The organism is Pseudoalteromonas sp. SG43-1 (genome assembly GCF_014164415.1).
Taxonomy (GTDB): domain Bacteria; phylum Pseudomonadota; class Gammaproteobacteria; order Enterobacterales; family Alteromonadaceae; genus Pseudoalteromonas; species Pseudoalteromonas distincta.
The window spans coordinates 59,232-83,050 of sequence record NZ_JACJFD010000011.1; the positions used below are offsets into that span (position 1 = coordinate 59,232).

The 23,819-nt window shown below is 39.5% G+C and carries 20 protein-coding genes; 13 read left to right on the forward strand and 7 right to left on the reverse strand.

Annotated features, from left to right (window positions below):
• Nucleotides 1-47 precede the first annotated feature (47 nt).
• The 5 genes from H5159_RS09890 to H5159_RS09910 all read left to right on the forward strand — a co-directional run bounded on the left by H5159_RS09890 (nt 48) and on the right by H5159_RS09910 (nt 7,371).
• Nucleotides 48-2,792 (forward strand): metallophosphoesterase, encoded by a 2,745-nt coding sequence (locus tag H5159_RS09890; RefSeq protein ID WP_182780217.1) that lies wholly within the window; start codon nt 48-50, stop codon nt 2,790-2,792.
• A gap of 304 nt (nt 2,793-3,096) precedes the next feature.
• Nucleotides 3,097-4,143, forward strand: coding sequence for a 4-hydroxyphenylpyruvate dioxygenase (hppD, locus tag H5159_RS09895; RefSeq protein ID WP_002958202.1), 1,047 nt, complete (start codon nt 3,097-3,099; stop codon nt 4,141-4,143).
• Between the two features lie 135 nt (nt 4,144-4,278).
• Nucleotides 4,279-5,592: a fumarylacetoacetase gene (gene fahA / locus H5159_RS09900; RefSeq protein WP_182721535.1), complete on the forward strand. Its 1,314-nt coding sequence runs from the start codon at nt 4,279-4,281 to the stop codon at nt 5,590-5,592.
• Between the two features lie 143 nt (nt 5,593-5,735).
• Nucleotides 5,736-6,899: a M23 family metallopeptidase gene (locus H5159_RS09905; protein WP_024605844.1), complete on the forward strand. Its 1,164-nt coding sequence runs from the start codon at nt 5,736-5,738 to the stop codon at nt 6,897-6,899.
• Nucleotides 6,889-7,371: a polymer-forming cytoskeletal protein gene (locus H5159_RS09910; protein WP_002958196.1), complete on the forward strand. Its 483-nt coding sequence runs from the start codon at nt 6,889-6,891 to the stop codon at nt 7,369-7,371. The genes H5159_RS09905 and H5159_RS09910 overlap by 11 nt, the downstream gene beginning before the upstream one ends.
• Nucleotides 7,372-7,392: 21 nt before the next feature.
• Here the strand turns inward: H5159_RS09910 and H5159_RS09915 are convergent, their stop codons facing one another.
• Nucleotides 7,393-7,866, reverse strand: coding sequence for a hotdog fold domain-containing protein (locus tag H5159_RS09915; protein ID WP_024595671.1), 474 nt, complete (start codon nt 7,864-7,866; stop codon nt 7,393-7,395).
• Between the two features lie 183 nt (nt 7,867-8,049).
• Between H5159_RS09915 and H5159_RS09920 the strand changes: the two genes are divergently transcribed.
• From H5159_RS09920 to H5159_RS09930, 3 genes are all read left to right on the forward strand, one after another.
• Entirely contained in the window at nt 8,050-9,249 is a 1,200-nt protein-coding gene (locus tag H5159_RS09920) for a multidrug effflux MFS transporter (protein WP_182780218.1), read from the forward strand.
• Nucleotides 9,246-9,890 (forward strand): LysE family translocator, encoded by a 645-nt coding sequence (locus H5159_RS09925; RefSeq protein ID WP_024595670.1) that lies wholly within the window; start codon nt 9,246-9,248, stop codon nt 9,888-9,890. Before H5159_RS09920 ends, H5159_RS09925 begins: the two co-directional genes overlap by 4 nt.
• Nucleotides 9,891-9,956: 66 nt before the next feature.
• A complete protein-coding gene (locus tag H5159_RS09930) occupies nt 9,957-10,421 on the forward strand; it encodes a methylglyoxal synthase (protein ID WP_002958191.1) in 465 nt (154 codons plus the stop codon).
• A gap of 19 nt (nt 10,422-10,440) precedes the next feature.
• Here the strand turns inward: H5159_RS09930 and yegD are convergent, their stop codons facing one another.
• The 6 genes from yegD to H5159_RS09960 all read right to left on the reverse strand — a co-directional run bounded on the left by yegD (nt 10,441) and on the right by H5159_RS09960 (nt 17,442).
• A complete protein-coding gene (yegD, locus tag H5159_RS09935; protein WP_024595669.1) occupies nt 10,441-11,805 on the reverse strand; it encodes a molecular chaperone in 1,365 nt (454 codons plus the stop codon).
• A 62-nt stretch (nt 11,806-11,867) separates the two neighbouring features.
• Nucleotides 11,868-12,710 (reverse strand): DNA ligase, encoded by an 843-nt coding sequence (locus H5159_RS09940; RefSeq protein ID WP_182780219.1) that lies wholly within the window; start codon nt 12,708-12,710, stop codon nt 11,868-11,870.
• 33 nt (nt 12,711-12,743) lie between these two features.
• Nucleotides 12,744-13,400 (reverse strand): HAD family phosphatase, encoded by a 657-nt coding sequence (locus H5159_RS09945; protein ID WP_024595667.1) that lies wholly within the window; start codon nt 13,398-13,400, stop codon nt 12,744-12,746.
• Nucleotides 13,401-13,475: 75 nt separating this feature from the next.
• Nucleotides 13,476-13,775, reverse strand: coding sequence for a hypothetical protein (locus tag H5159_RS09950; protein WP_002958185.1), 300 nt, complete (start codon nt 13,773-13,775; stop codon nt 13,476-13,478).
• 105 nt (nt 13,776-13,880) lie between these two features.
• The gene (locus tag H5159_RS09955; protein ID WP_182780220.1) at nt 13,881-16,166 is read right to left on the reverse strand and encodes a TonB-dependent receptor; all 2,286 of its coding nucleotides are present in this window, start codon (nt 16,164-16,166) and stop codon (nt 13,881-13,883) included.
• A gap of 415 nt (nt 16,167-16,581) precedes the next feature.
• Complete coding sequence (locus H5159_RS09960; protein WP_002958183.1) at nt 16,582-17,442, reverse strand: mechanosensitive ion channel family protein; 861 nt, start codon at nt 17,440-17,442, stop codon at nt 16,582-16,584.
• A gap of 196 nt (nt 17,443-17,638) precedes the next feature.
• Here H5159_RS09960 and H5159_RS09965 point away from each other — a divergent pair, with 196 nt between their 5' ends.
• The 5 genes from H5159_RS09965 (at nt 17,639) to H5159_RS09985 (ending at nt 23,800) form a co-directional block, all read left to right on the forward strand.
• Nucleotides 17,639-17,845, forward strand: a complete 207-nt coding sequence (locus tag H5159_RS09965; RefSeq protein WP_182780221.1) for a hypothetical protein — start codon at nt 17,639-17,641, stop codon at nt 17,843-17,845.
• 213 nt (nt 17,846-18,058) lie between these two features.
• Nucleotides 18,059-20,194: a M3 family metallopeptidase gene (locus tag H5159_RS09970; RefSeq protein WP_024598247.1), complete on the forward strand. Its 2,136-nt coding sequence runs from the start codon at nt 18,059-18,061 to the stop codon at nt 20,192-20,194.
• A 114-nt stretch (nt 20,195-20,308) separates the two neighbouring features.
• The gene (locus H5159_RS09975) at nt 20,309-21,160 is read left to right on the forward strand and encodes a carboxylate/amino acid/amine transporter (protein ID WP_182780222.1); all 852 of its coding nucleotides are present in this window, start codon (nt 20,309-20,311) and stop codon (nt 21,158-21,160) included.
• Nucleotides 21,161-21,229: 69 nt separating this feature from the next.
• Nucleotides 21,230-22,555 (forward strand): glycerophosphodiester phosphodiesterase family protein, encoded by a 1,326-nt coding sequence (locus tag H5159_RS09980; protein WP_182712570.1) that lies wholly within the window; start codon nt 21,230-21,232, stop codon nt 22,553-22,555.
• A gap of 510 nt (nt 22,556-23,065) precedes the next feature.
• Complete coding sequence (locus H5159_RS09985) at nt 23,066-23,800, forward strand: dienelactone hydrolase family protein (RefSeq protein WP_024597042.1); 735 nt, start codon at nt 23,066-23,068, stop codon at nt 23,798-23,800.
• Nucleotides 23,801-23,819 lie beyond the last annotated feature (19 nt).

Genomic DNA, 23,819 nt, shown 5'->3' on the forward strand with positions numbered 1-23,819 from the left:
ATATTATATCCTGATTGGTTATTGAATAGACTCAGGGACATCCGTAGATGCAATCGTTAACGATATCACGTGTTATTATATTTATATTTCTTAGCTTTATTCTAACTGCCTGTGGTAGCGGTGATGAAGTGACGGTTAATCCAAACGATCCTGTTGAGCCTGAACCTAGCAAATTAACACTATCAAGCGCTAATGGTTTAGAGGCTACATTAGACGAAGGCAATTTTATATTTAATGCACCTTCCAGTGCTATTTCTAGTGATGTAGAGCTTACCTACGAGAAAACATTATTAGATGAGACGAATATACAACAAAATATAATTTCTGATTTACATGCGCTTACGCCCTCCACGCTTACTCTTGAAAAACCTATTACCATTACAATAAAAATCCCTGATGACTATGCATTAGGCGGACAACTGTTTATCGCAAAACTATCGGGCGCTAATTGGGATACTGTTACAAATTCAATAGTTTTAGATGGGTTTGTTAGCGCTCAAGTAACAACACTGGGCACATATGCAATACAAATGCAGCGCAATGAAGCTTTCGCAAATATCGGCCCAACTTGCGACGCTAATGCAACAGAGCAATCGGTAAGGTTTGTTCACGTTGCAGATTTACATGCTCGCTTTGGCTATGAAGAGCAATATTTCAGCCGGATCAAAGCCTACTACAACCAAGTAGCAAGCCAAACCCCGCACACCTTATTTACAAACGGTGGTGACGACTATGAAAAAGGCACCGTTGCTGAGCAATTATCACAAGGTACCGCGACAGAAGAAGCTATAAAAGCAATGCAGTTTGACCTGCGAGTCGTTGGAAATCATGATTATGCTTGGGGCCCTGAAAAATTACTAAGTTATTCCCAAGACGAGAATGCAATTGTACTTGCTAGTAATACTCGTTATGAAGCAGAGCAACTACAAGATTTTGCAGGCGTAGGATTTGCAAAAGTACAAGTAGGGTGTATTACACTTGGTGTCTTTGGCATGACCTCAGTGCCATGGAATGAGCTAGATGAACCAATTCAAGATGATCCGATCCCTGATTTTATTAAACAGTTTAAAATGAGCTGGGAGTGGCAACAAGTCGCACAAAGCATTGTAAACCAATACCGTGATGATGTTGATTACATGGTAATGCTAAGCCATCTAGGAGTAGGCCTAGACACAGATATGGCAACTGACGTTGCAGGTATTGATTTAGTATTAGGGGGCCATACCCATGGCGGCGAAAGCTTTGATACACTAGAAAATGGCGCCATTGTTATTCAACCTGACTTTTATGCAAAAGGGATAACCGACTTAACACTTGAGTTTAATTTAGCTGATAAAACATCACCTGTTGTGAACTATCAAACGATTGCCACTGAAACCATCACTGAACGTGATGAACCGACAAAGCAAGCCATAGATGAAATTATGGGCCGTTACGCGCCTGATGCACAAACCGAAATAGCTATTTCAGAAAACTACCCTAGTGCAATTGAGTTAGCTGAAATAACAGCATTAGCCGCGCAACACGAAAGTTCAATCACAGCTGCACTTTTAAACCCCGAACTGGTTCAAAAGCGTTGGACACCCGGCACGCTCACACAAGAAGATTTTCACGAAGCATTTTACGTAGAAAGACAGCCTTCAAATACACCCGGTTTTAACGCAATATATAAAGTAACAGTAACAGGTACAGACTTAACATCTATGTATGCAAGCCAACCTGACTGGTTTTTACTCACACCCGAAAACATTCAAGCAACCAGCAATTATGATGTCGCTTTATTTAAAGGCGCAGCGCTTAACCCTGAATTATTTTTTAATGGTGTCACATTTTCAAACGTAGAACCCATTGCCGAAGCATGGTGGTTACTAGATCAGTACGCCCGATTTAGAACAAGCCAGTGCTTATACCTAGATACCAACAATCAACTGTTTTCATGTACAAACGAAGAAAACATAACGGTATGGAATTTTGATAATACAGCAAGCCCACTTACAGCAGATTTTGGACCTTCAGTACTCAGTTACTTCGATCCTGAAGAAAAAGACTGGGGCCCAGAAGAAACTCAATATAAAACTACTGCCGAACTGGGCATTAGTGATTTGAGTGATGGGCCGTCAGGTGTAATGGCATTTTCAAGGCATGCACCAACCGAAGGCCTACATATTAACTTAAACACAGCCGCTAACGGCGATTATGCCGCTGATGGCATGGTTTCAGACTACACACTTGTAATGGATTTATACTGGCCAGCAGAAGGCCAAGATATTTACCGTGCGGTTGTTCAAGCGGATACCGTTAACTACTTAACCGACGATGCCGACATATTTATTGACCCAAGTGGTGGTTATGGTAAATCAACCAGCGACAGCGGCTATTTTGGCAATACACAATCCGACTCTTGGCATCGTGTCGCTTTAGTATTTTATACTGCACCTACCAATGGCGTATTTGAAGTGTACATAGATGGCGAACTAGTGGGTGTAAAGGAAGATGGAGAAATAAACAACCGCTGGGCACTCAAAGACGCAGTGCTGCTGTTTAATGATGACAACTTTGAAACCGAGCCAGGCTACTTAAATGCCATGCTTTATGCCGGCCGTGCAATGAGCCGCGACGAAATAAAAAGCTTAGGTAATGCGCAGCAAAAACTCACTTACGAGCAAGCAACACGCGTACTTAATCAAACCATTGAACGCCATTACCAAGCTGCGCCTGAAATAAAACCAAACTTGTGGTTACAACAGCGTAGCAAGTTTTTTGGTGAACGCGCCAAAAATGTAAATAATTAATTACACTTAACCCTATTTCATACCACTTCAAAAAAGAGAGTTTAGCTACTTAAACTCTCTTTTTTATTACTATAATTCATAAACTTAATCAAAAAACCGCCACTAAAACTGTTTACTTTTACAGCGTGAAAATTTTCTACTGTATTGACTCAAAACAACTTGGACACAAGCGTCCTATAAAATTTACACACCACTCAATTACTAAATACCCGGCTGCTCTTCCCCTAAATCTAATTCTGGTTAATTATCTTGCCATTAACACAACAACACATAATCGCAGTGCTTAATTGCGGGAGTAATAATAATGAGTGAAGTAAATAACTATTTGGGTTTAGTCGGTATTGAGTTTACCGAGTACGCAACACCTGATGCTGATTATATGGATAAAGTATTTACTGATTTTGGCTTCTCTAAGCTTAAAAAATTCAAAGGTAAAGACATTGTTTATTACAACCAAAACGATATTCACTTTTTACTGAATAACGAGCGTGAAGGTTTTTCTGCAGAATTTGCTAAAAGCCATGGCCCTGCTATTTGTTCAATGGGTTGGCGTGTTGAGAATGCGCAAAAAGCATTTGAAACAGCTGTAGAACGTGGTGCAAAACCAGCGACCGACTCAACGCATAAAAATATGCCTTACCCTGCGATCTATGGTATTGGCGACAGCCTAATTTACTTTATTGAACAATTTGGCGACAAAGGCACTATTTACGAAAGTGATTTTGAAGACTTAGAAACGCAAAATGTTGTAGAAGATAAAGGCTTTATCCGAATCGATCATTTAACCAATAACGTTTATAAAGGCACCATGGAAAAATGGGCTAACTTTTATAAAGACGTATTTGGTTTTACTGAAGTACGCTACTTTGACATTAAAGGTCAAAAAACAGCGCTTATTTCGTATGCACTTAAATCGCCATGCGGCACCTTCTCTATTCCAATAAACGAAGGTAAAGGTAACGATAACAACCAAATTGATGAATACCTTGGTGAGTACAACGGCCCAGGCGTTCAACATTTAGCGTTTTTAACAGATGACTTAGTAAGCTCTCTTGATAAGCTTGATAAATCAACAATTGCCACTTTAGATATTATCCCAGAGTACTACGATACTATTTTTGACCGTGTACCTTGGGTTGCTGAAGATAAAGAAAAAATTCGTGAGCATCAGATACTCGTAGATAGCCAAAGTGAAAATTGTTATTTATTACAAATTTTCTCTAAAAACTTATTTGGTCCAATTTTTATAGAGATGATCCAACGCGTTGATGATGGTGGCTTTGGTGAAGGTAACTTCCAAGCATTATTTGAATCAATCGAACGTGACCAAGAGCGTCGCGGCGTTTTATAAAATATTTGAGTAAATTGAAAGCAGCGACCTTCGCTGCTTTTTGTCGTTTTAATATTTAAAATGTATGGCTCAAAGTGCAAGTATGCTTAAATAAATACTCCATTGTTGCCATACAGTTAAACCAAAGGAAATGTAATGAGCCTAATTAACGAAACCCATGATATTAATTTAACAAGCTGGGTAGAGTCAGCTAATGTTGCCAATTGCGACTTCCCTATTCAAAACTTACCATTTGCCGAGTTTCGTCGCAAAGGCACTAACGAAGTATTTCGTGGCGGTGTTGCGATAGGTGATCAGGTTATCGACCTTGCAAAACTAAATGAGCTAAATGTATTTACAGGCGACGCTAAAACAGCACTCGATGCAGCGAGCGAGTCAACGCTAAATACATTTATGGGTTTAGGGCAGCAATATTGGTCAGCACTTCGTTTGGCCCTTTCAAAAGCATTACGCGAAGGCGCTGATTGTCAAAAAGATATTGCGAGCGTATTAATATCGCAAGCTGATATTGAATTTTCATTACCATGTCGTATTGGTGACTACACCGATTTTTACACTTCTATTTATCATGCAACAGCAGTAGGTAGTTTATTTCGCCCTGATAACCCATTACTACCTAACTATAAATGGGTACCAATTGGTTATCATGGTCGTTCTTCATCTATTGATGTGTCTGGGCAAACATTTCACCGTCCTAAAGGACAAACTAAAGCACCTGATGCTGATGTACCCTCATTCGGCCCATGTAAACGCCTTGATTACGAGCTAGAGCTTGGCATTTACTTAGGTAAAGGCAATGCGCTTGGCGATGCAATTGCAATCGAAAATGCAGAAAATCATGTATTTGGCTTTTGTGTGTTTAACGACTGGTCGGCCCGTGACTTACAAGCTTGGGAATACCAACCATTAGGTCCGTTTTTAGCGAAAAACTTTGCATCAACAGTGTCTCCTTGGATTGTTACAACAGAAGCACTCGCACCGTACAGAACAAGTTGGACCCGTGATGAAAACGATCCACAGCCAATGGACTATTTAGAATCAAAAGCGAATCGCGACCAAGGTGCTTTTGATATTCAAATGGATGTTAGAATTCAAACGCAAAAAATGCGTAGCGAAGGCCATAACCCAACGCGCGTATCAACATCTAGCTTTAAGCACTCTTACTGGACTGTGGCACAAATGGTTACTCATCACACAGTAAATGGCTGTAACTTTATGCCAGGTGACATGCTAGGTTCGGGCACTCAGTCGGGTCCAACGCACGAAGAAGCAGGTTCATTACTTGAGCTTTCTCGTGGCGGTAAAGAAAAAATCACGCTAAGTAATGGCGAACAACGTAGCTTTTTAGAAGATGGCGATAACGTTATTATGCGTGGCTGGTGTGAAAAAGAAGGCTATGCACGTATAGGTTTTGGCTCTGTAGAGAGTACTGTAATACCGGCAAAATAATACGCATATTAAAAAATTTATTAAAAGGGCTGCTTACTAAAAGCAGCCCTTTTTTATTAATTTTTGAACAGTTACAATTTTTTTCTAGCTTTTTCAACTCAAATTGCTATCTTAATTCGGTTAATAGCCAGTGTTTATATGCCATGTCAGTATTTATAAAGTCTTTTTATCATAAATTTTTCCCTGCTCGTCAGCTACTTATTCGTCAAAATGGCGAAGTTAAGCATGTTGTTTTAGCCTCTTGGTTTCAACTTCTTGTAGCGTTGCTTATTTTAGTCACTTTTACTTGGCTGAGTATTTCAAGCTTTCGTGTTTATACACAAACAAATAAAATCTCTGACATAAAACAAAATCAAATAACCGAGCAAACGCTGTGGCAACAAAAAGTCAGTGAGCAACAAGCCCTTCAAGCAACGCAGTTAGAGCAACTTGCAATTCTTGAGCAAAAGCAGGCGCTACTGCAAAGCATGATAGAATCCCTTCCTGCTTCAATTAGCAAAGACGTTATTAAGCTTGATACAGAACTTGATGTACCTATTAATGAAAATGGCAATGAATTTCATGAGCCATTAGTCGATGAAAATCAAAAAGGTAAACAAGCACAGTTAATCGCTCCAATTACATTCGCAACAAGAGTGGCCAACTTAAATAATCAGTATGAGCAAAGCTTTACCTATTTAGATAACCAAATTAGTGAACGTCACCAAGCCATTTTAGCTATGGTTAAAGGCGCAGGAATTGAGTCTGCGCTTGAGCAACACCTAATATTAAGCGCCCAGACAACTGCACAAGGTGGGCCACTTGATATATTTAACGAAACAAAAATTCCGAGCCACTTTTTAGCCATCGTTGATAAGCTATTAATATTAAATAATTTAGAAAACTTTTTAACTGAGCTACCAAATACCCTGCCTTTAGCTAAAGCTAAATACTATATTTCGAGTAATTTTGGCCTTAGAAAAGATCCCATGAATAGTAATCATGCCTTTCATAAAGGAATTGATTTAGCCGGTTGGCATAAAACCGAAATATTCGCTCCAGCAGACGCTGTAGTGCTTCGTGCCGGTCGTAATGGTGGTTATGGTAACTTTATTGAGCTTGAACATAAAAATGGCTTAGTGACTCGATTTGGACACTTAAATAAAATTAAAGTAAAGAAAGGTCAATCAATCACTAAACATGATGTAATCGGCCTAATGGGCAGCACCGGCCGAAGCACAGGCACGCATTTACACTACGAAGTATTACTTAATGGTAAACAAGTCAATCCTCTAAAAATAACAAAGGCGCTTTCTCGTGTTTGGTAGAAAAAAACAAAAAACAGTTAGCTCTAATTTAAAAAGAGTGAATCACACACCGTCTATTATTTCTGAAGACGTACGCCTTACAGGCACTTTAGTTAGCCAAGGTGAAGTACAGCTTGATGGCCGTATTGATGGTGACATAAAAGTGGAGCATTTAGTTATTGGCTCAGCGGGAGTTGTTGAAGGTATTGTTGAAGCTAAAAGCGTTATTGTTAAAGGTAAAGTTATTGGGTCAATTAATGCCAGTGAAGTAAAAGTACAAAGTGGCGCTCATGTTCATGGCGATGTATTTCACGATACATTGAGTATTGATGCAGGCGCAGTAATTGAAGGCAGTTTAAAGCAACGCTTTGAAAAAGAAGAGCCGGAACTAATTTCGAAAGAACTAAAACCCGCAAAAGAAGTTAAAGCATTATTGAAAGAAGATGGCAGCGACTTATCATTTGTAAATAAACAAGCCGCTGATAAAAGCTAAGTCAAATTAGCTTTACGTAAATTAATTTTTCTCAGTAATGTACATAGTAATATCTGCAGTGAAAACAAGCTCATTGCGGGTATTATACAGTTTAACCGGTACTACTAAGTCTTCTTTATCAATCCACTTATGTGGTAAATCAATTTCAGCGACTGCTCGTACATCTGTATCTACTTTAGCCAAATACCTAACTGTCATCCCTTTTGGGATCCAACGATGCGTTTTAACTGGCACTGTTGCATCAACCATTACACCTGCACACAATTCAGCTAAGTTACACTGCGCAATAGCATGAATAGTTCCAATATGATTATGAACGCTTCGGCGGTTTTTAACCACCGCACTACAATGGCCCTCTCTCAAATCGAGTACGTAAGGTTTCATCGAACCAAAATATGGCGCTTTAAAGCAAACAGCTTTAGTAAAAAGCCAATTCCCAAAAGGTAGGCGCTTAAATTTATGCCATGTTTGTACAAGTGCAGATTTATTACTCATTATTATTTTCCATCAACAGTTACTTTTTTAAAATTAACACATCAGACCAGTTTTAAAAAGTGCATTTATGCTGGCTTTTTCGCTTAATCCAATCAAAAAGTAAGAATGACGACCTATGCAGGGGTCATAAGCCCTTTCTTTTTTATGAGTGCCCACCTAAAATACTCGACAAAAGGAGACTCAATGCAAACACAGCCCGCTAAACCTAATATGACTCTGTTACTTATCTTAGCGTTACTCGTTATATTTTGCCCTATGGCAATCGATATTTACCTACCTGCTTTCCCTACTATTGCAGAACAATTTGCAGTTACTGAACAACAAGTACAGCAAACCGTTGCTATTTTTATGCTTACAGTGGGTTTAGGCCAATTAATTGCGGGCCCTTTGGCTGATAGATTTGGCCGAAAACCAGTGGCAGTAGTGGGCATTAGTTTATATGCAAGCTCTGCATTACTCGCATACTACTCGCCTTCTTTTGAGATATTACTAATAGCACGTGCTTTTCAGGGATTTGGAGCCTGTGCCACATTTGTTGTCGCATTTGCGATAGTGCGTGATAAATATGGTAGTGAACGAAGCGGACAAATGATTACCTACCTTAACGGGATTGTGTGCTTTATTCCGGCAATGGCACCTATTTTAGGGGCTTGGCTTACCGTACAGTTTGGCTGGCGTATGAACTTTATGTTTTTAACCGCGTTTGCTATTTTGGGCCTTATTGTTACCCTATTCTTTTTTAGAGAAACTCGTCCTGCTGATAGCCATTATCAGGGCCATATTTTAGATTTACGTCGCTTTACACCGATTATTAAAACACCGGTATTTTTGTTTAATAGCCTAATTTGTATGGTCTCAATGTCGGCCATATTAGTGTATGTAACGCTCGCACCAGGCTGGCTTATTACACATTTAGGGGGTGCCGTAGCCGACTTTACTTTTTGGTTTACGTTAAATGCCGTAATAAGTATTGTCGCAAGTTTTATTTTACCTACCTACATTAAACGAAATAGCCAACGTGCTTTGCGTGTCGGTGTGAGTGTACTGGTTTTCTCAGGCATTTTAATGCTAGCCTTGAGTCATATAGAAACGGCATTTGCGCTTATGCTACCTATCTTAATTGCTGCATTAGGGTTTGCTTTAAGTTTAGGCTCTGCTGCAGGAATGTCTCTGTCTAGCTTTCCTAAACAAGCAGGCACAGCTTCTGCATTACTCGGTGCTATGCAAATGAGTGGCGCGAGTATACTTGTTGTTTTAACCCAATATTTAGGGCTAAGCACACCGTGGTTGATTGCTTTTCACTTATTATTGCTAGTTCCGCTTTGGCTTATTTTAATGAGCAAAAAAGCACATAGTTTACACCCGGCTAAAAGTACTCAATGATCAATCCTGACTTTCTAGTCTCATTTTTATTAGCCAGTTTTTTAATGGCAGTAGCGCCTGGGCCATCAAATGCATTTTTGATGGCGCAAACATTTGCTAATGGTCGAAGTGCTGGTATGCAAAGTGCTTTTGGTTTTGCATTAGGTGGGGTTGTTCATACGCTATTTGCTGTTGTAGGCCTAAGCGCAGTACTGAAAGCTTCCCCTAGTGCCTATGCCGCAGTGCAATATGCAGGCGCAGCATACTTATGCTATTTAGGGTTTATGATGATTAAAGGCACGCTAAAGCAGCCAGAGCCGACATCTGATGACAAGCAAACCGATAAACCGCATATAAGTACCAGTAAAAAAAGTAATGTCATGTTTCAGGCCATGATGACTGAAGTACTAAACCCTAAAGTAGCATTATTCTTTATTGCATTTATTCCACAATTTGTAGATCCAACGCTTTCATCGGCTACTTTTCAGCTCGCATTTTTTGGCTTACTTTACCCTCTTTTTGCTTTTCCGATTGACTGCACGTATATTTATTTTGGCGACAAAATTGCACAGTTTTTTAGACGTAACCCAAATAGCCAACTTTGGATTGATAGGATCACTGGCATTGTATTTATTGCCCTTGCTATCAATCTATTATTTTAACTAACCTGCACTTTGGTTAAGAGATTTATTCTTCCGAGTTTAGGTTCATCAATAAAAAGAATTAGCATGGAACAAAAAACACAATCTCTTCCCGCACAAAAAAATATTGCTTTAGTGGCACACGATGGTAAAAAAGCAGCACTAAAATTATGGTGTGAAAAGCACAAAGAAATACTAAGTAAGCACACTTTATATGGCACAGGTACTACGGGGCATTTAATTCAAAAAACTACGGGGCTTGATGTAGTTCAGCTTTTAAGTGGTCCTATGGGCGGCGATCAACAACTTGGCGCTAAAATAGCAGAACATGAGATACATGTTTTAATATTTTTTTGGGACCCATTAGCATCACAGCCTCATGACCCTGATGTTAAAGCGCTGCTGCGTTTAGCCGCTGTTTGGAATATTCCGGTGGCGTGTAATGAAGTGAGTGCAGATATGTTATTAAGCTCACCGCTTATGGACGTAGAGCTTGAACGCACATTGCCAGATTACGAAAAATACCTCGCAACCCGACAAATAGATCTTTAAACCTCAATTGTAATCTAGGTTATTTATAAAGCATGCTGGCCCATTTAGTCAGGCCAGCGGTTACACTACCAAAGTGATCCCCGTTAACCATCTTTATATCGCCTAAGTGCTCACTTAAAGCCGCTTTAATCAATGGTGACTGTGCACTACCGCCTGTTAAGTAAATAATGTCTGGCGTGGTCGCAGCGTCGCTGATTGCTTGTTTTGCTAAAGTAACTATTTGGCTAATACTACTCTCAACGGCAACAGCTAAATCTCTTACAGATACATTTTTATTCAGCCCACTATCTAAAAAACTTAAATCACAATCAAACACACTAGCAGACGAAAGTGCTATTTTAGCCGCTTCACCTTGTTGCACTAACTGATGGCCTTGCTTGTTTTGCTGTAAATGTATTAAACGTTTATAAAGCTCAGGTGCACTTACATCACGTAATTGTGCGTTTAGCTCTCGGGTATGGCTTTCACTATAAAATTGGCTTTGTAAGTTTACATCGTTAATTTTACACGCTTGCCAAAACGCTTGATTAGGCAAAGGCAAACCCGATTTAAACGTACTACCTAAACCCAATAACGGCATTAAACCATGAAAGCTCAAAGCAATATCTAAATCGTTTCCGCCAACACGTTTACCACTGTGAGATAAAAAATCGCTATCGCGCTGGCTATTTCCTCTAAAGCTTGGGCCCATTTGTACAAATGAGCAGTCACTTGTACCACCACCAATATCAATAACGAGTACTTTTTGATCCTGAGTTAAATCACTCTCGTAATCGATACCCGCAGCAAGTGGCTCATATAAAAACTCTACGTCTTTAAAACCAGCACGTTTAGCAGCACGCTCTAAAATACCGACCGCTTGTTGATTTGATTGCTCACCACCCACAGCTTGAAAGTTTACTGGGCGACCAATCACTGTTTGTGTAAGTGTTTTACCTAAAGAGAGCTCAGCACGTTGCTTAATTTTTAAGATCATCGCGGTTGCGATATCTTCAAAAAAGTTAATTTGACCTTGCTTTAAACCTGTTGCACCAAAAAATGATTTAGGAGACTTAACAAAATAGCCTTCTTCAGGAAACTGCACGTACTCGCTAATCGCTTCACGACCAATAAATAGGGTTTCATCTGAAGGTTGTAAATCAAGGTCTGACTTAATACGAGGTAAGGTATTTAATAATGCTTGGCGCTGCGTTAAAAAGTCATGCTCATGGGCTGTGCCATGTAAATGCTTAGCAACAAAATCAACAACCAACGCGCTGTGATGAGTGTAAAGTGTAGACGGTAAGTAATGTTTTCCTTGCTCTAGCGGTACTAATTGAACATTACCCTCGCTCATTACACCCATAGCACAATTAGAACTACCGTAATCAAAACCTACAAACATACTTCACCACACATTACCAAAAAGGCCGCGCAATTTAGCACACTTTGTAAAATTTATAAATGTTATAAACTATCTCTGACCCGTAAAAAACTGGCAAAACGCGGTAACCCATTTTTTGTTAAGCCATGAAATCGGTACGTTACAGTACTACCAATCTCCGGTGGTATGGAGCGCTGTGCATCATTAAACCCAGTACCAATAGAAAATACCTGCCCCTGCGCTGTTTTTACCCTTAATGCCCCTAACATACCTTGATATTTACCTTTGCCTGGTAAGTGCGCAATTACAACCGCTTCTGCATCTAAATAAGGTTTTAATTTTAGTAATGCATTACTTCTTCCATTGCTGTGCTTAGCGCTGGCCAAATGAAGCATTACTCCCTCGCCGCCCTGCTTAGTTATGTTGTCAAAATACTCTGTAAGTTGCTCATTATTTGTAAAGCTATATTGAACTACAGCACTAATGTGCGGCGAGTTTAGGCTAGTAATAAGCTCATTATAGTTTTTATAGCGAGTGCTAAAAGGCAGATTTTTATCTGGCATATCAAATACTTTATAAGTAATAGTTTGCCAATCATGATTATTAGGTTTTTTAGTTCTGACTATGCCACTAAGCGCAGAAAAGTGCTCACGTTTAGTCCACAGCTCACCATCAAGCCATACATTTGGCAATGGCACTGTAAACCAACTTGGCGCATTGATAGTATTACCCTTACGAGTGACAAACTGCGTGCCGGTCCAGATAGCTCTTACGCCATCATATTTTTCACTGACTAAATATTTACTTACATCATAATGCTTCGTTTCGTCATATACTTTAGCCAGTAAAACAGACGGTTGTGCTGCACTTATGCATTGCGTAAAAAGTACAATAACAATTAAAAGCAGGTGTTTAATAGTAAACATTGGCGCATCCAAGCACGTAAAAGTTGGCTTAAACTATAGTTGAGATTGCGCCCATTGCCAAAACTCATCTAAGTTGCTCATTTGATAGGTAGCTTGGCTAAAGTCGTGATCTTTAGTATGGCTATTGGCAATGGCTACAACACGTAACAAAGCATTATTAGCAGCTGTTACCCCTGTGTAAGTATCCTCAACAGCAATTGCATTGCCAGGTTGTATATTTATCTGCTCAAGTGCCAGTAAATACGGATCCCCTGCAGGTTTAGGATTAGTTACATCATCTTTTGTAACCACCGTATCAAACAGCTCATAAAACCCTAAGCCTTTCAGTATTGGCATAGCTTCACTTTTAGCACTGCCTGTTACTAGCGCCATTTTTAAGCCACTCGCTTTTACAGCTTTCAATGTTTGCTCTGTAAATGGCATCAGTGGCGGTAAATGTGTTACTACATATTCACCAAATAAACGGTATTTTTCATCTGCTAAAAACTGTGCACTTACCGATAAGTTATGCTCTTGCTTAATTTCAATTGCGGCTTCTAAAGTGGGCCGTCCCGAAAAGCGCTGACAAAAATCATTTTCTAAATAACTAACACCGTAGGGTTTAAGTAATTTACTCCAGCATACAAAGTGCATGCTTTCTGAATCAACTAATGTGCCATCCATATCAAATAATATTGCTTTTAAAGTCATCCTCATTCCTTATTTAACTTGTGCTAAATTTTGACAATAAAAAAGGCGCCTTAAGCACCTTTTATATAAATACAGTTATTGCGTTAAGCCTGCTGGCGGCTCACCCGTTGCTTCCTCACCCGTTTCAACATCAACAAGCTCGTAGCCACGCGTTTTACGTACAACTTTAAGTACTGGTTTATCAAATGCAGTTTTTAAACGCTCAGAGTCATCTTTCAACTCATCTAAGGTTGTTCCAAAAGGGGCTGCGCCAGTTTCTGACCAGTTAGTTACTTTACCATTTAGGTTATATTCTACTTCATGTATTTGATATTGCGCTGCTTCGTCTTTCGTTGCTTCACAAAAAATTACACGGTAATTCCAAAATCCAGCCATCTTTTTATCTCTTTAAATTAATTAACGCTACTTTACCAGCTTTATAAAAACATAAAAGCCTGCACAAGGCAGGCTTTTAAAAATTAATATAATTTAAGGTTATCTCTAGAAGAAGTTAACTTTAAATTCAGCACCAACATAACGCTCTTCGTTAACAATACCTGTATTGTTATTGAAATCTACAGCACCAATAACTTGTTGCTCGTCAAATAAGTTACGAACAAACGCAGCAACTTCGTATTCGTAATCGCCTTCAGACCATGTGTAACCTGTACGAAGACCTGTTTCAATAAGCTCTTTACCTTCAAACTCTACTGATTCGTAAAGGAACATATTGATTTTACTGCGATAAGAAATATCACCGCTTGCGAAGAAGTTACCATCGGCAAGTTCTTTAGTGTAGCGAAGCGTAAAATTAGAGATCCACTCAGGAGCATGCGGTAAGCTATTACCATCAAGTATTGCACGATCTTCAGGACCAAACGCACCTGCTACTTGGAAAGTCGGGTCTGTTACCGTACATTGTGCACAAACAGCCACAGCTAAATCGTTATCTTTAATTTCTGTTTTATTGTAGCTTAAGTTAAACGTTGCATTAAACTCATCGCTTAATACCCACTGCGTATCTAACTCAAAACCATAGCCAGTTGTTTTATCAGCATTAACTAAACGGTTAAAGTTAGCACCACCGCCTACAGCAGTAAGCTGTTGGTCGTCCATCGTATAATAAAACACAGTTGCATTTACACGACCTTGGCCGTCTAGCACGTCTGATTTAATACCTGTCTCGTACGATGTTACCGTTTCTGATTCAGCTGTTGTTACGTCATCACCAAATAAAATACGACCTTGTAAACTAGGTGCGCGGAAGCTATTTGCTACACGGCCGTACCAGTTAACATCATCGTTTAATTTGTAATTTGCAGATAAATCCCAGCTAACATGGTCGTCACTAACATCACGCTCTACAAGTAATGCACCGCCGCCAATTGGGCTAAGTGTACGATCAGCTACAAAATCCTTATCATCATCAGAGTAACGAAGGCCCGCTGTTACTTTTAAATCATCTGAAAAAGTATAATCTACAGAACCAAATACAGCCCATGCAGTTGTGTCTTGTTGTTGGCGAACATAACCATTTAAAACACCATTATTTGAAGTGTCATAACTAAAGTTTTCAATCGTTAGTTCTTCATCAAAGTAAAATACACCTACTTGATAATTTAAGTCACCATCAAAGTTACTAGATAAACGTAGTTCTTGCGTCAACTGGTCGTGATCTGGAATGCCATCAGCACTTTCTGAAGAGAAAGGAATAAAACCAGGTCCCATAGCAACTGGAACGTCATCTATTGAGAAGCCGCCGTAACCGCCGTCAATATCAGCGCGCGAATATATTTCAGCACTTTCCCATGCAGAAATTGAAGTGATTGTGTGGTTTTTAAGTTCCCACTCAAGCTTTAAGCTTGCACCTTCCGATTCTACTTGTTGAGTAGAGCGAGATGCCGCATCTTGATAAACAACATCATTTTCGTAGTTATCTACTAGCTCATTAGTACCCGCTTTAATTACATTTGCACGAAAGGCAATTGGTGAGCCATCTAAGTCACGTGTGTGATAGTTTAATAAAGCAGTAAAATCATCGCCTTCATATAAAAACTGAACGCGTGCCGCTTTTTCAGTGTAACCACCTTGCTCATCTTTAGCTTCAAAGCCTGGAGCTTGGTTATCAATGTAATCGTCTTTGTCTTGCCATAATAATGAAACACGAGCAGATAAACGGTCAGTTAAAGCACCACCTACAGCACCACTTGTATCTACAGCACCACGGCTACCGTATGAAACAGAGCCATAACCATCAAATTCTTGACTTGGTTTAACAGTATCAAACTTAACAAGGCCAGCTGGCGTGTTACGGCCAAATAGCGTTCCTTGAGGACCACGTAATACTTCTACGCGTTCAACATCAAATACTGGGAAACCTTTTAAAATTGCATTTTCTTGAACTACTTCATCAACAACAAGTGATACTGGTTGTGATGCATTCAAATCAAAATCGGTATTACCTAAACCACGAACGTAAAAGCGTGGGAATGAACGACCAAATGAAGACTCAATAGATAAACTTGGAATTTTCGCATTTAAAAAGCGAATATCCATACCTGCAGAGCTATATGCATCAAGGTTATCACCTTGTAATGCAGATACTGCTACAGGTACTTCTTGTGCATTTTCTACGCGTTTACGGGCGGTAACTTGAATAACTTCTAGTTGATTGCTTTTTTTAGCCGTTTCTTCTTCAGCGGCGAATGCTGAAATAGATGTGCCAGCAGCAGATAGTAGTGCAGCGTTAATAATTGTCGCTATTGCAGATTTCTTTAATGATTTCATGTCGGGTATTAACCTTTAGTATGCACTCTTGTTCAACGGTTTTTTGTGTTGCGCAATGTATTCATTGCGGGCTCGTACAATTTTTCGCGACTTGCTATATGGCGCGCGGACCTCATCACCGAGAGTACAAAACGGAGTAACAAGGCTGAACGAACGATTAAGATTATACCATTGTGTAATAATTTTACTGCATAAATATGAACATAAATGGAAACTTTTTTGCAACATTTAACTACAAGATTACGTGTTTTTATCAATATTTAGATGCAAAAACCTAATAATGAGGACATATGTCCTTTATTGAAGATCGCGAAGTGAAGTAGGAAAAATGGATTACCTTCCATATTAACCCAAAATAGAAACGTTGTGATTACTCATAAAAAAAGTCACCCGCAAGCGACTTTTTTTATTAGAACTACGACCTTTTAAAAGCAATTTCACCATCTATATGAATATCGCGCTGTGGAAACGCAATCACTACATCATGCTCTTCAAATACAGCATAAATACTAAAACGAATATCACTGCGCACTTTTCTAAGCATGGTTTCAGACTCGGCGCATACCCAAAAAATAGCATTAAATACAAGCGAGCTATCTGCAAAGTCATCAAATAACACTGATGACTTTGGATTAACCAATATTGCATCATGATCATCAAGCACTTGCTGGATAAGCTTTTTAACCAGTATAACGTCTGAACCATACGCAACGCCGACACTGACCGATGAGCGTGCATTGCCATCTATCAGCGTCCAGTTTGTTACTGTATTTTCGAGCAATTGAGAATTAGGTATAAGCATATGTACGCCGTCATTTCGGCGAATACGTGTAGAACGCGTATTAATAGTTTCAACTACGCCCTTTGCGTTACCTACCTCTAAAAAGTCACCAATGCGAATTGGACGTTCCCACATCAAAATCCAACCGCTGATAAAGTTATTAATAATGTTTTGTGCACCAAAACCTACACCAATAGCAATCGCACCGGATACAAAAGCAAATGCCGTAAGCGGGATACTGAGCACTTCAAGCGATGTAAAAATTAAAATTGCGATACTTAAAATAAAGTAAATGCGAGTAAACAAATGCACTGCATCTTGGCTTATTTTTTTAGCGAGTAATGTTTTTTTAATAAGCTTGCCAATGCGTGTGACTACAAACCACATAGCAAACAATATAAGTGGCACTTGAATTACTTTTGCTACCGTAATATTCACATCGTTATAAGTGAATATTACAAAGGCTAAGTATTGATTAATTTGTTCGAGGGTCATAAGTGTTCCCAATATCTTTTTTGATTGTTATTTGTTCACTAAAAATAAGTGTGGTTCAGTTTTCGCTAAGCTTAGCACGTCATAATATAACTAAAACGCCAAGTTAATAAGTTCAATATGAATTTTATAAACAATTTATTAACTCTTTATTGCACCGAGTGCTATATAAATAGTGTACAAGCACTGGAGATCACATATGACACAACTTACTCTAAATCAAAGACTCGCTACTTTGCAGCCGCAGGTAGATTTTAAATTGTTTGAAAGCAGCCTAGATTACCGAAATAAAGTTTTGTGCTTGCTGGCCGAACAAGAGCAAACTCTAGCAACTATTAATAAAGAGTTTGGGCAGCAATCTAATAGCTTTGGCTCAGAGAAAAAATTTGTTTTAGGTTATAACTAACCCCCTCTCAAGCACACAATCGTATAATTAAGTAGCTTTAACGTTTGATTTTAGAGCTACTTTTACCCACCTTAATACTAATTATTAGCTAATTTGCGTTCAAATCCCCCTTAATACCGATAAACTTTATTGTATAAACCCACAAATTTGATAAGTTAACTAGGTTTTTCGACTCGCAAAGCCTATTTCGGCTAATCTTTTTATGGAGTTATTATGCGTAAAACCCTGATCGCCACTACTATTGCTAGTGCCCTAATCCTATCGGCTTGTTCTTCTAACGAACCTCAAGACATGGCAAAAGAGAGCGCAGCACAAGTGCAAGACATGAACGCAAACAATGTTTTATTCAAACCAAGCCCATTACAATACATGGCACCTGAGTTTGATAAGTTTGGTACAAAAGACTACGAAGCCGGCTTTGATGCTGGTATTGCTCAGCATACTGCGCAAATACAAGCTATTGCTAACAACCCAGCTCCTGCAACTTTTAAAAATACATTAGTTGAAATGGAAATGTCTGGCGAGCTACTAAACCGTGTATCAGCTGCTTTTTATAACCTTTCAGGTTTGATTTCTGATGACGAATACCAACGTATAAGTAAAAAAATGGCGCCGGTATTATCTGCTCACTCTGACGACATTTACTTAAATGGTGCATTATTCAAGCGCGTACAAACTATTTACGACAACAAAGACTCGCTTAATGCTGAAGATCAACGCCTTGTGGATTTTTACTATAAGCAATTTGTAAAAGCAGGCGCTAAATTAAATGACGCTGAAAAAGCAAAAATGCGTGAAATCAACTCACAACTTGCAGAGCTTTCTACTGCGTTTTCTCAAAACATTTTAAAATCGTTTAAAGAAGATGTCATTGTAGTTACCGATAAATCTAAACTTGCTGGCCTTTCTGAAGGTGAAATTGCAGGTCTTGCGGCCGCTGCTAAAAAAGCAGGTAAAGACGGCTACATGATCACGCTGGTAAATACGACTCAACAGCCAATTTTATCAAGCCTTGAAAACCGCGACCTTCGTGAGCAAATATTTAAAGCCTCTGCTAACCGTGCAGCAAAAACTAACGGCCCAATTATTATTGAAGAAACAAACCTCCGCGCTCAAAAAGCAGAGCTACTAGGGTTTAAAGATTGGGCATCGTATGTAATGACTTCGCGTATGGCACAAACAACTGACAACGTGTACGGCATTTTAGATGACCTAGCACCAAAAGCAGTTGAAAAAGCTAAAATTGAAGCAGCTGCTATTCAAAAAGTAATTAACGATTCAGGTGAAAGCTTTGAGCTTAAACCATGGGATTGGGCTTTTTACGCAGAAAAAGTACGTGCTGAAAAGTACGACTTAGATCCTGCCCTTGTTAAGCCTTACTTTGAAATGGATTCTGTAATTCACGATGGTTTATTCTTTGCAATGAACAAGCTATACGGTATTACATTTAAAGAGCGTAAAGATTTACCGGTTTATCATGAAGATGTTACAGCCTACGAAGTATTCAACGCTGACGGCAGCGCCATCGGTTTATTTTACCTAGACCCATACGCACGTGAAGGTAAGCGTGGCGGTGCATGGATGAGCGCTTACGTAAGTCAAAGCGGCTTAAAAGGCACTAAACCTGTAATTTACAATGCCCAAAACATTCCAAAACCTGCTGCAGGCGAGCCAACGTTAATGACGTTTGACGAAGTGTCAACTATGTTCCATGAGTTTGGTCATGCGGCGCACGGTTTATTCTCTGACGTTAAATACCCAAGCTTAGCAGGTACTGCTACAGCGCGTGACTTTGTTGAGTTTCCGTCGCAAGCGAATGAAGATTGGATGATTGAACCTACGGTACTTGCTAACTACGCCAAACACTACAAAACAGGTGAGCCAATTCCACAAGCTTTACTTGATAAAGTACTTGCATCGCAAAAATTCAACCAAGGTTTTGGTACCACTGAATATTTAGCAGCTGCTTTACTTGATATGGAATGGCACTCGTTTGGCTCAGATAAAAAAATTACTGATGTTCAAAAGTTTGAAAGCGATGCGCTAAAAGCACACGGTATTGATTACTACCCTGTACCACCGCGCTATAAATCAAACTACTTTAGCCATACATTTGCCGGTGGTTACTCTGCGGGTTACTACGCATACCTTTGGACTGAAGTATTTGCAGCCGATGCCTTTGCACACATGGAAAACAACGGCGGCTTAACACGTAAAAATGGTGATAAGTTCCGTAAAGAAATCCTATCTAAAGGTAACAGCCGCGACTTAATGCAAAGCTACATTGAGTTTAGAGGTCAAAAACCAACTACAGACGCATTACTTAAGCGCCGTGGTTTAGTTGAGTAAATAACTTAATTTATTAAGCTCACTTTTATAAAAGCCCGCTTGCGGGCTTTTATTGTTTATACCCTCACATATAACAGATAAACTTAGCTCAATATTTATTAAAAGATGATGGTTATGCAGTACTTATTTGCAGTCACTTTGCTTTGGGCGTTTTCGTTTAGTTTAATTGGTGTGTATTTAGCAGGCCAAGTTGACGCTTGGTTTAGCGTATTAATACGCATAGCACTGGCAACACTGATTTTTTTACCTTTTTTAAAGCTCAAACAAACGCCTAAACCTTTAGCCTTAAAGCTTATGCTGATTGGCGCTATACAACTTGGTGTTATGTATAGTTTTTACTACCACTCATTTTTATTTTTAACCGTTCCCGAAGTGCTGCTATTTACTGTAATGACTCCTTTGTACATTACCCTGCTAAATGATGGATTGAACAGACGCTTTAACCCACGCTTTTTTATAGTCGCACTTATTGCTGTAATCGGTGCAATTACTATTCGTTACGAAAACCTAAATAGCGATTTCATAATCGGCTTATTAATCGTTCAAGGGGCGAATATAAGTTTTGCTGTAGGCCAAGTTACCTACAAACGATTAATGAATAACAATCAGCTTGATGATAAAGCCGTATTTGGATGGTTTTTTATAGGCGCACTTATTATTGCCACAATTTGCTATGCATTATTTGGTAACTCAAACAAATTACCAACCACTTTCACACAGTGGGGCATACTAATTTATTTAGGGTTGGTTGCATCAGGACTTGGTTACTTTATGTGGAATAAAGGCGCAACCCTTGTCAACGTAGGTGCTTTGGCAGTTATGAATAACTTGCTTGTTCCAGCTGGGATTATAATTAACGTGCTGATCTGGAACAGAGATGCCGATATAGTTCGGTTAAGTATTGGGGCTGCTATAATGTTAGGTGCATTATTGGTCAATCAAATGCTTAATAAAAAAGTAAATTAATAAGCTTGTAGCAAAATTGTCATTAATAATCATTAAGGTAGTACAAATTTTACTTTTTAAGGATAAACAATGAAACGTATTACCTTACTTACAAGCTGTATATTGTTAGCCACACTTGCAGGCTGCGACGATGATGTAGAAATAGTAGAAAAAGAAGTGGTTGTTACCAACACCGAAGTGGAAATTGTTGAAGTACCTACGCCCATTGTTGTAGAGGTTGCTGAAGGAGTAAATATTCAGCTAGGGACTCGCCCTGACTATTTAATTAACGATATGGCGCAAAGCACACTAAAAACAAAATTAGAGTCATGCAGCGAAGGTCCTTTTTACCGCACCGATTTTTCTATTGGTCATCGCGGTGCATCAATGCAATACCCCGAACACACTAAAGAAGCCTACATTGCGGCAGCGAGAATGGGCGCTGGTATTGTTGAATGCGATGTTACATTTACAAACGACAAAGAGCTTGTTTGTCGCCACTCTCAATGCGATTTGCATACCACAACTAATATTTTAGCCATTCCTGAACTTGCAGCTAAATGCAGTGTGCCATTTACACCAGCCGACCCTGCTAATGGTATTGCCGCTTCTGCAAAATGTTGTACCAGCGATATAAGCTTAGCGGAGTTTTTAACCCTTGAAGGTAAAATGGATGGTGCAAACACTAATGCAACGACCGTAGCCGATTACATGGATGGCACACCAAGTTGGCGCACTGATTTATATGCCACCAACGGCACATTGATGACCCATAAACAAAGCATTGCACTGTTTAATGAGCTAGGTGTAAAAATGACACCAGAGCTAAAATCGCCACAAGTAAGTATGCCATTTGATGGAATGACACAAGAACAATATGCGCAAAAAATGCTAGACGAGTACACGCAAATGGGTGTGCCAGCCTCAAAAGTTTATCCGCAATCATTTAACCTTGAAGACGTAAAATACTGGATTAACAATAACCCTGACTTTGCAGATAAAAGCGTATACCTAGATGGACGTGACAGTGAAGCCGGATTTGATCCAAGTAACCCACAAACATGGCAACCGAGTATGGATGAGTTAGTGGCTGATGGGGTGAAGATTTTAGCTCCTCCAATTTGGATGATGCTAACAATAGATAACGAAAGTAATATTGTGCCATCGCAATACGCTATTGACGCAAAAGCAGCTGGTTTAAAGCTTATTGCATGGAGCCTTGAGCGCTCGGGCCCGCTTAATGAAGGTGGAGGTTATTACTATCAATCAATTGCTGATGTTATAGATAACGATGGCGACATGATGACAGTAGTCGACGTACTCGCAAAGGACGTGGGGGTAATGGGTATTTTTTCAGATTGGCCTGCCACGGTAAGTTACTACGCCAGTTGTAATAAAATGCCTGCAAGTATTTAATACCAATCTGCTTATATATGGGGTCTATTTAACGTTAAGAAAATTACGCTAGGGCCTGTTTATCTTTCGAGGTTAAATTTGCATCAGACTGTTTGGTATTTAGGCAAGGCAGAGCCTATGTAGTGTGGTTATTCCCCATAAATAGGCGATAACGTAGCATAAATGCCAAACAGGCGCTGCCCAAAGGGTTCTGCCTAGGGGCTATTTACTCTTTGTTACTCGGTTTTTACTTAGCCCACTAGGTTACAAACCTCGCGCCGCGATTAAATGCCCCCTAGATTGAACAAATTTTAATCCTGAAAGGTCAATAGGCCCTAGAACTAGGCAAAAATTTTTTTATCTAGTTGTTCTAAATAAAAAATTTTTAACGACGTTGTAGTGAAATTTAATTCGTTAAATTGATCAAAGATTTATGCAGGTTGGTATAAATACTCAACGACAAAAGTCGTATATTTTATCGCGCTCAGTTACCATATCAGCATATATAATTTTATTTTACTGAGCGCTTTTATGATAATTCAACAACATAATGCTGACTTGCCAACACCGACAGGTTTAATGCGAACAACTGTATATCGCCCTCAAGCGCAAGGACAGTTCCCTGCTATCATTTTTTATTCTGAAATATTTCAGCAAACTGCCCCCATCGCACGCAGCGCAGCTATTTTAGCAAGCCATGGCTTTGTAGTGTTAGTGCCTGAAGTGTTTCATGAGTTAAACCCTATAGGCACTGTGCTTGCTTATGATGATACAGGTAAAGACAAAGGCAATGCCGACAAGTGGGCAAAGCCACTTGAGCACCACGACAGTGACACACAAACTATGATCGACTTCATTAGATTACAAAGCTATTGCACAGGCTCCGTCGGCGCAATGGGCGTATGTATTGGCGGTCACTTAGCTTACAGAGCGGCACTAAATCCTGAAATTAATGCGGCTTTTTGTTTATACGCAACTGATATTCACAGCAATACATTACCTGCGCAACCTGGAAATAACTCATTCGAGCGTATGGCTGATATACAAGGCGAAATTCACTTTATATGGGGCAAACAAGACCCGCATGTGCCAAAAGAAGGCCGCGCTAAAATATACCAGCAATGCGTAAGCACAGGCATCAATTACCAGTGGCAGGAAGTTAACGCACAGCATGCCTTTATGCGTGATGAAGGTGAGCGATACGATGCAGCCCTTGCGATAAATATGTATCAACAAGCGGTGGCATTATTTAGCCGAACTTTATAAATGCTGTAAAAACTACTCA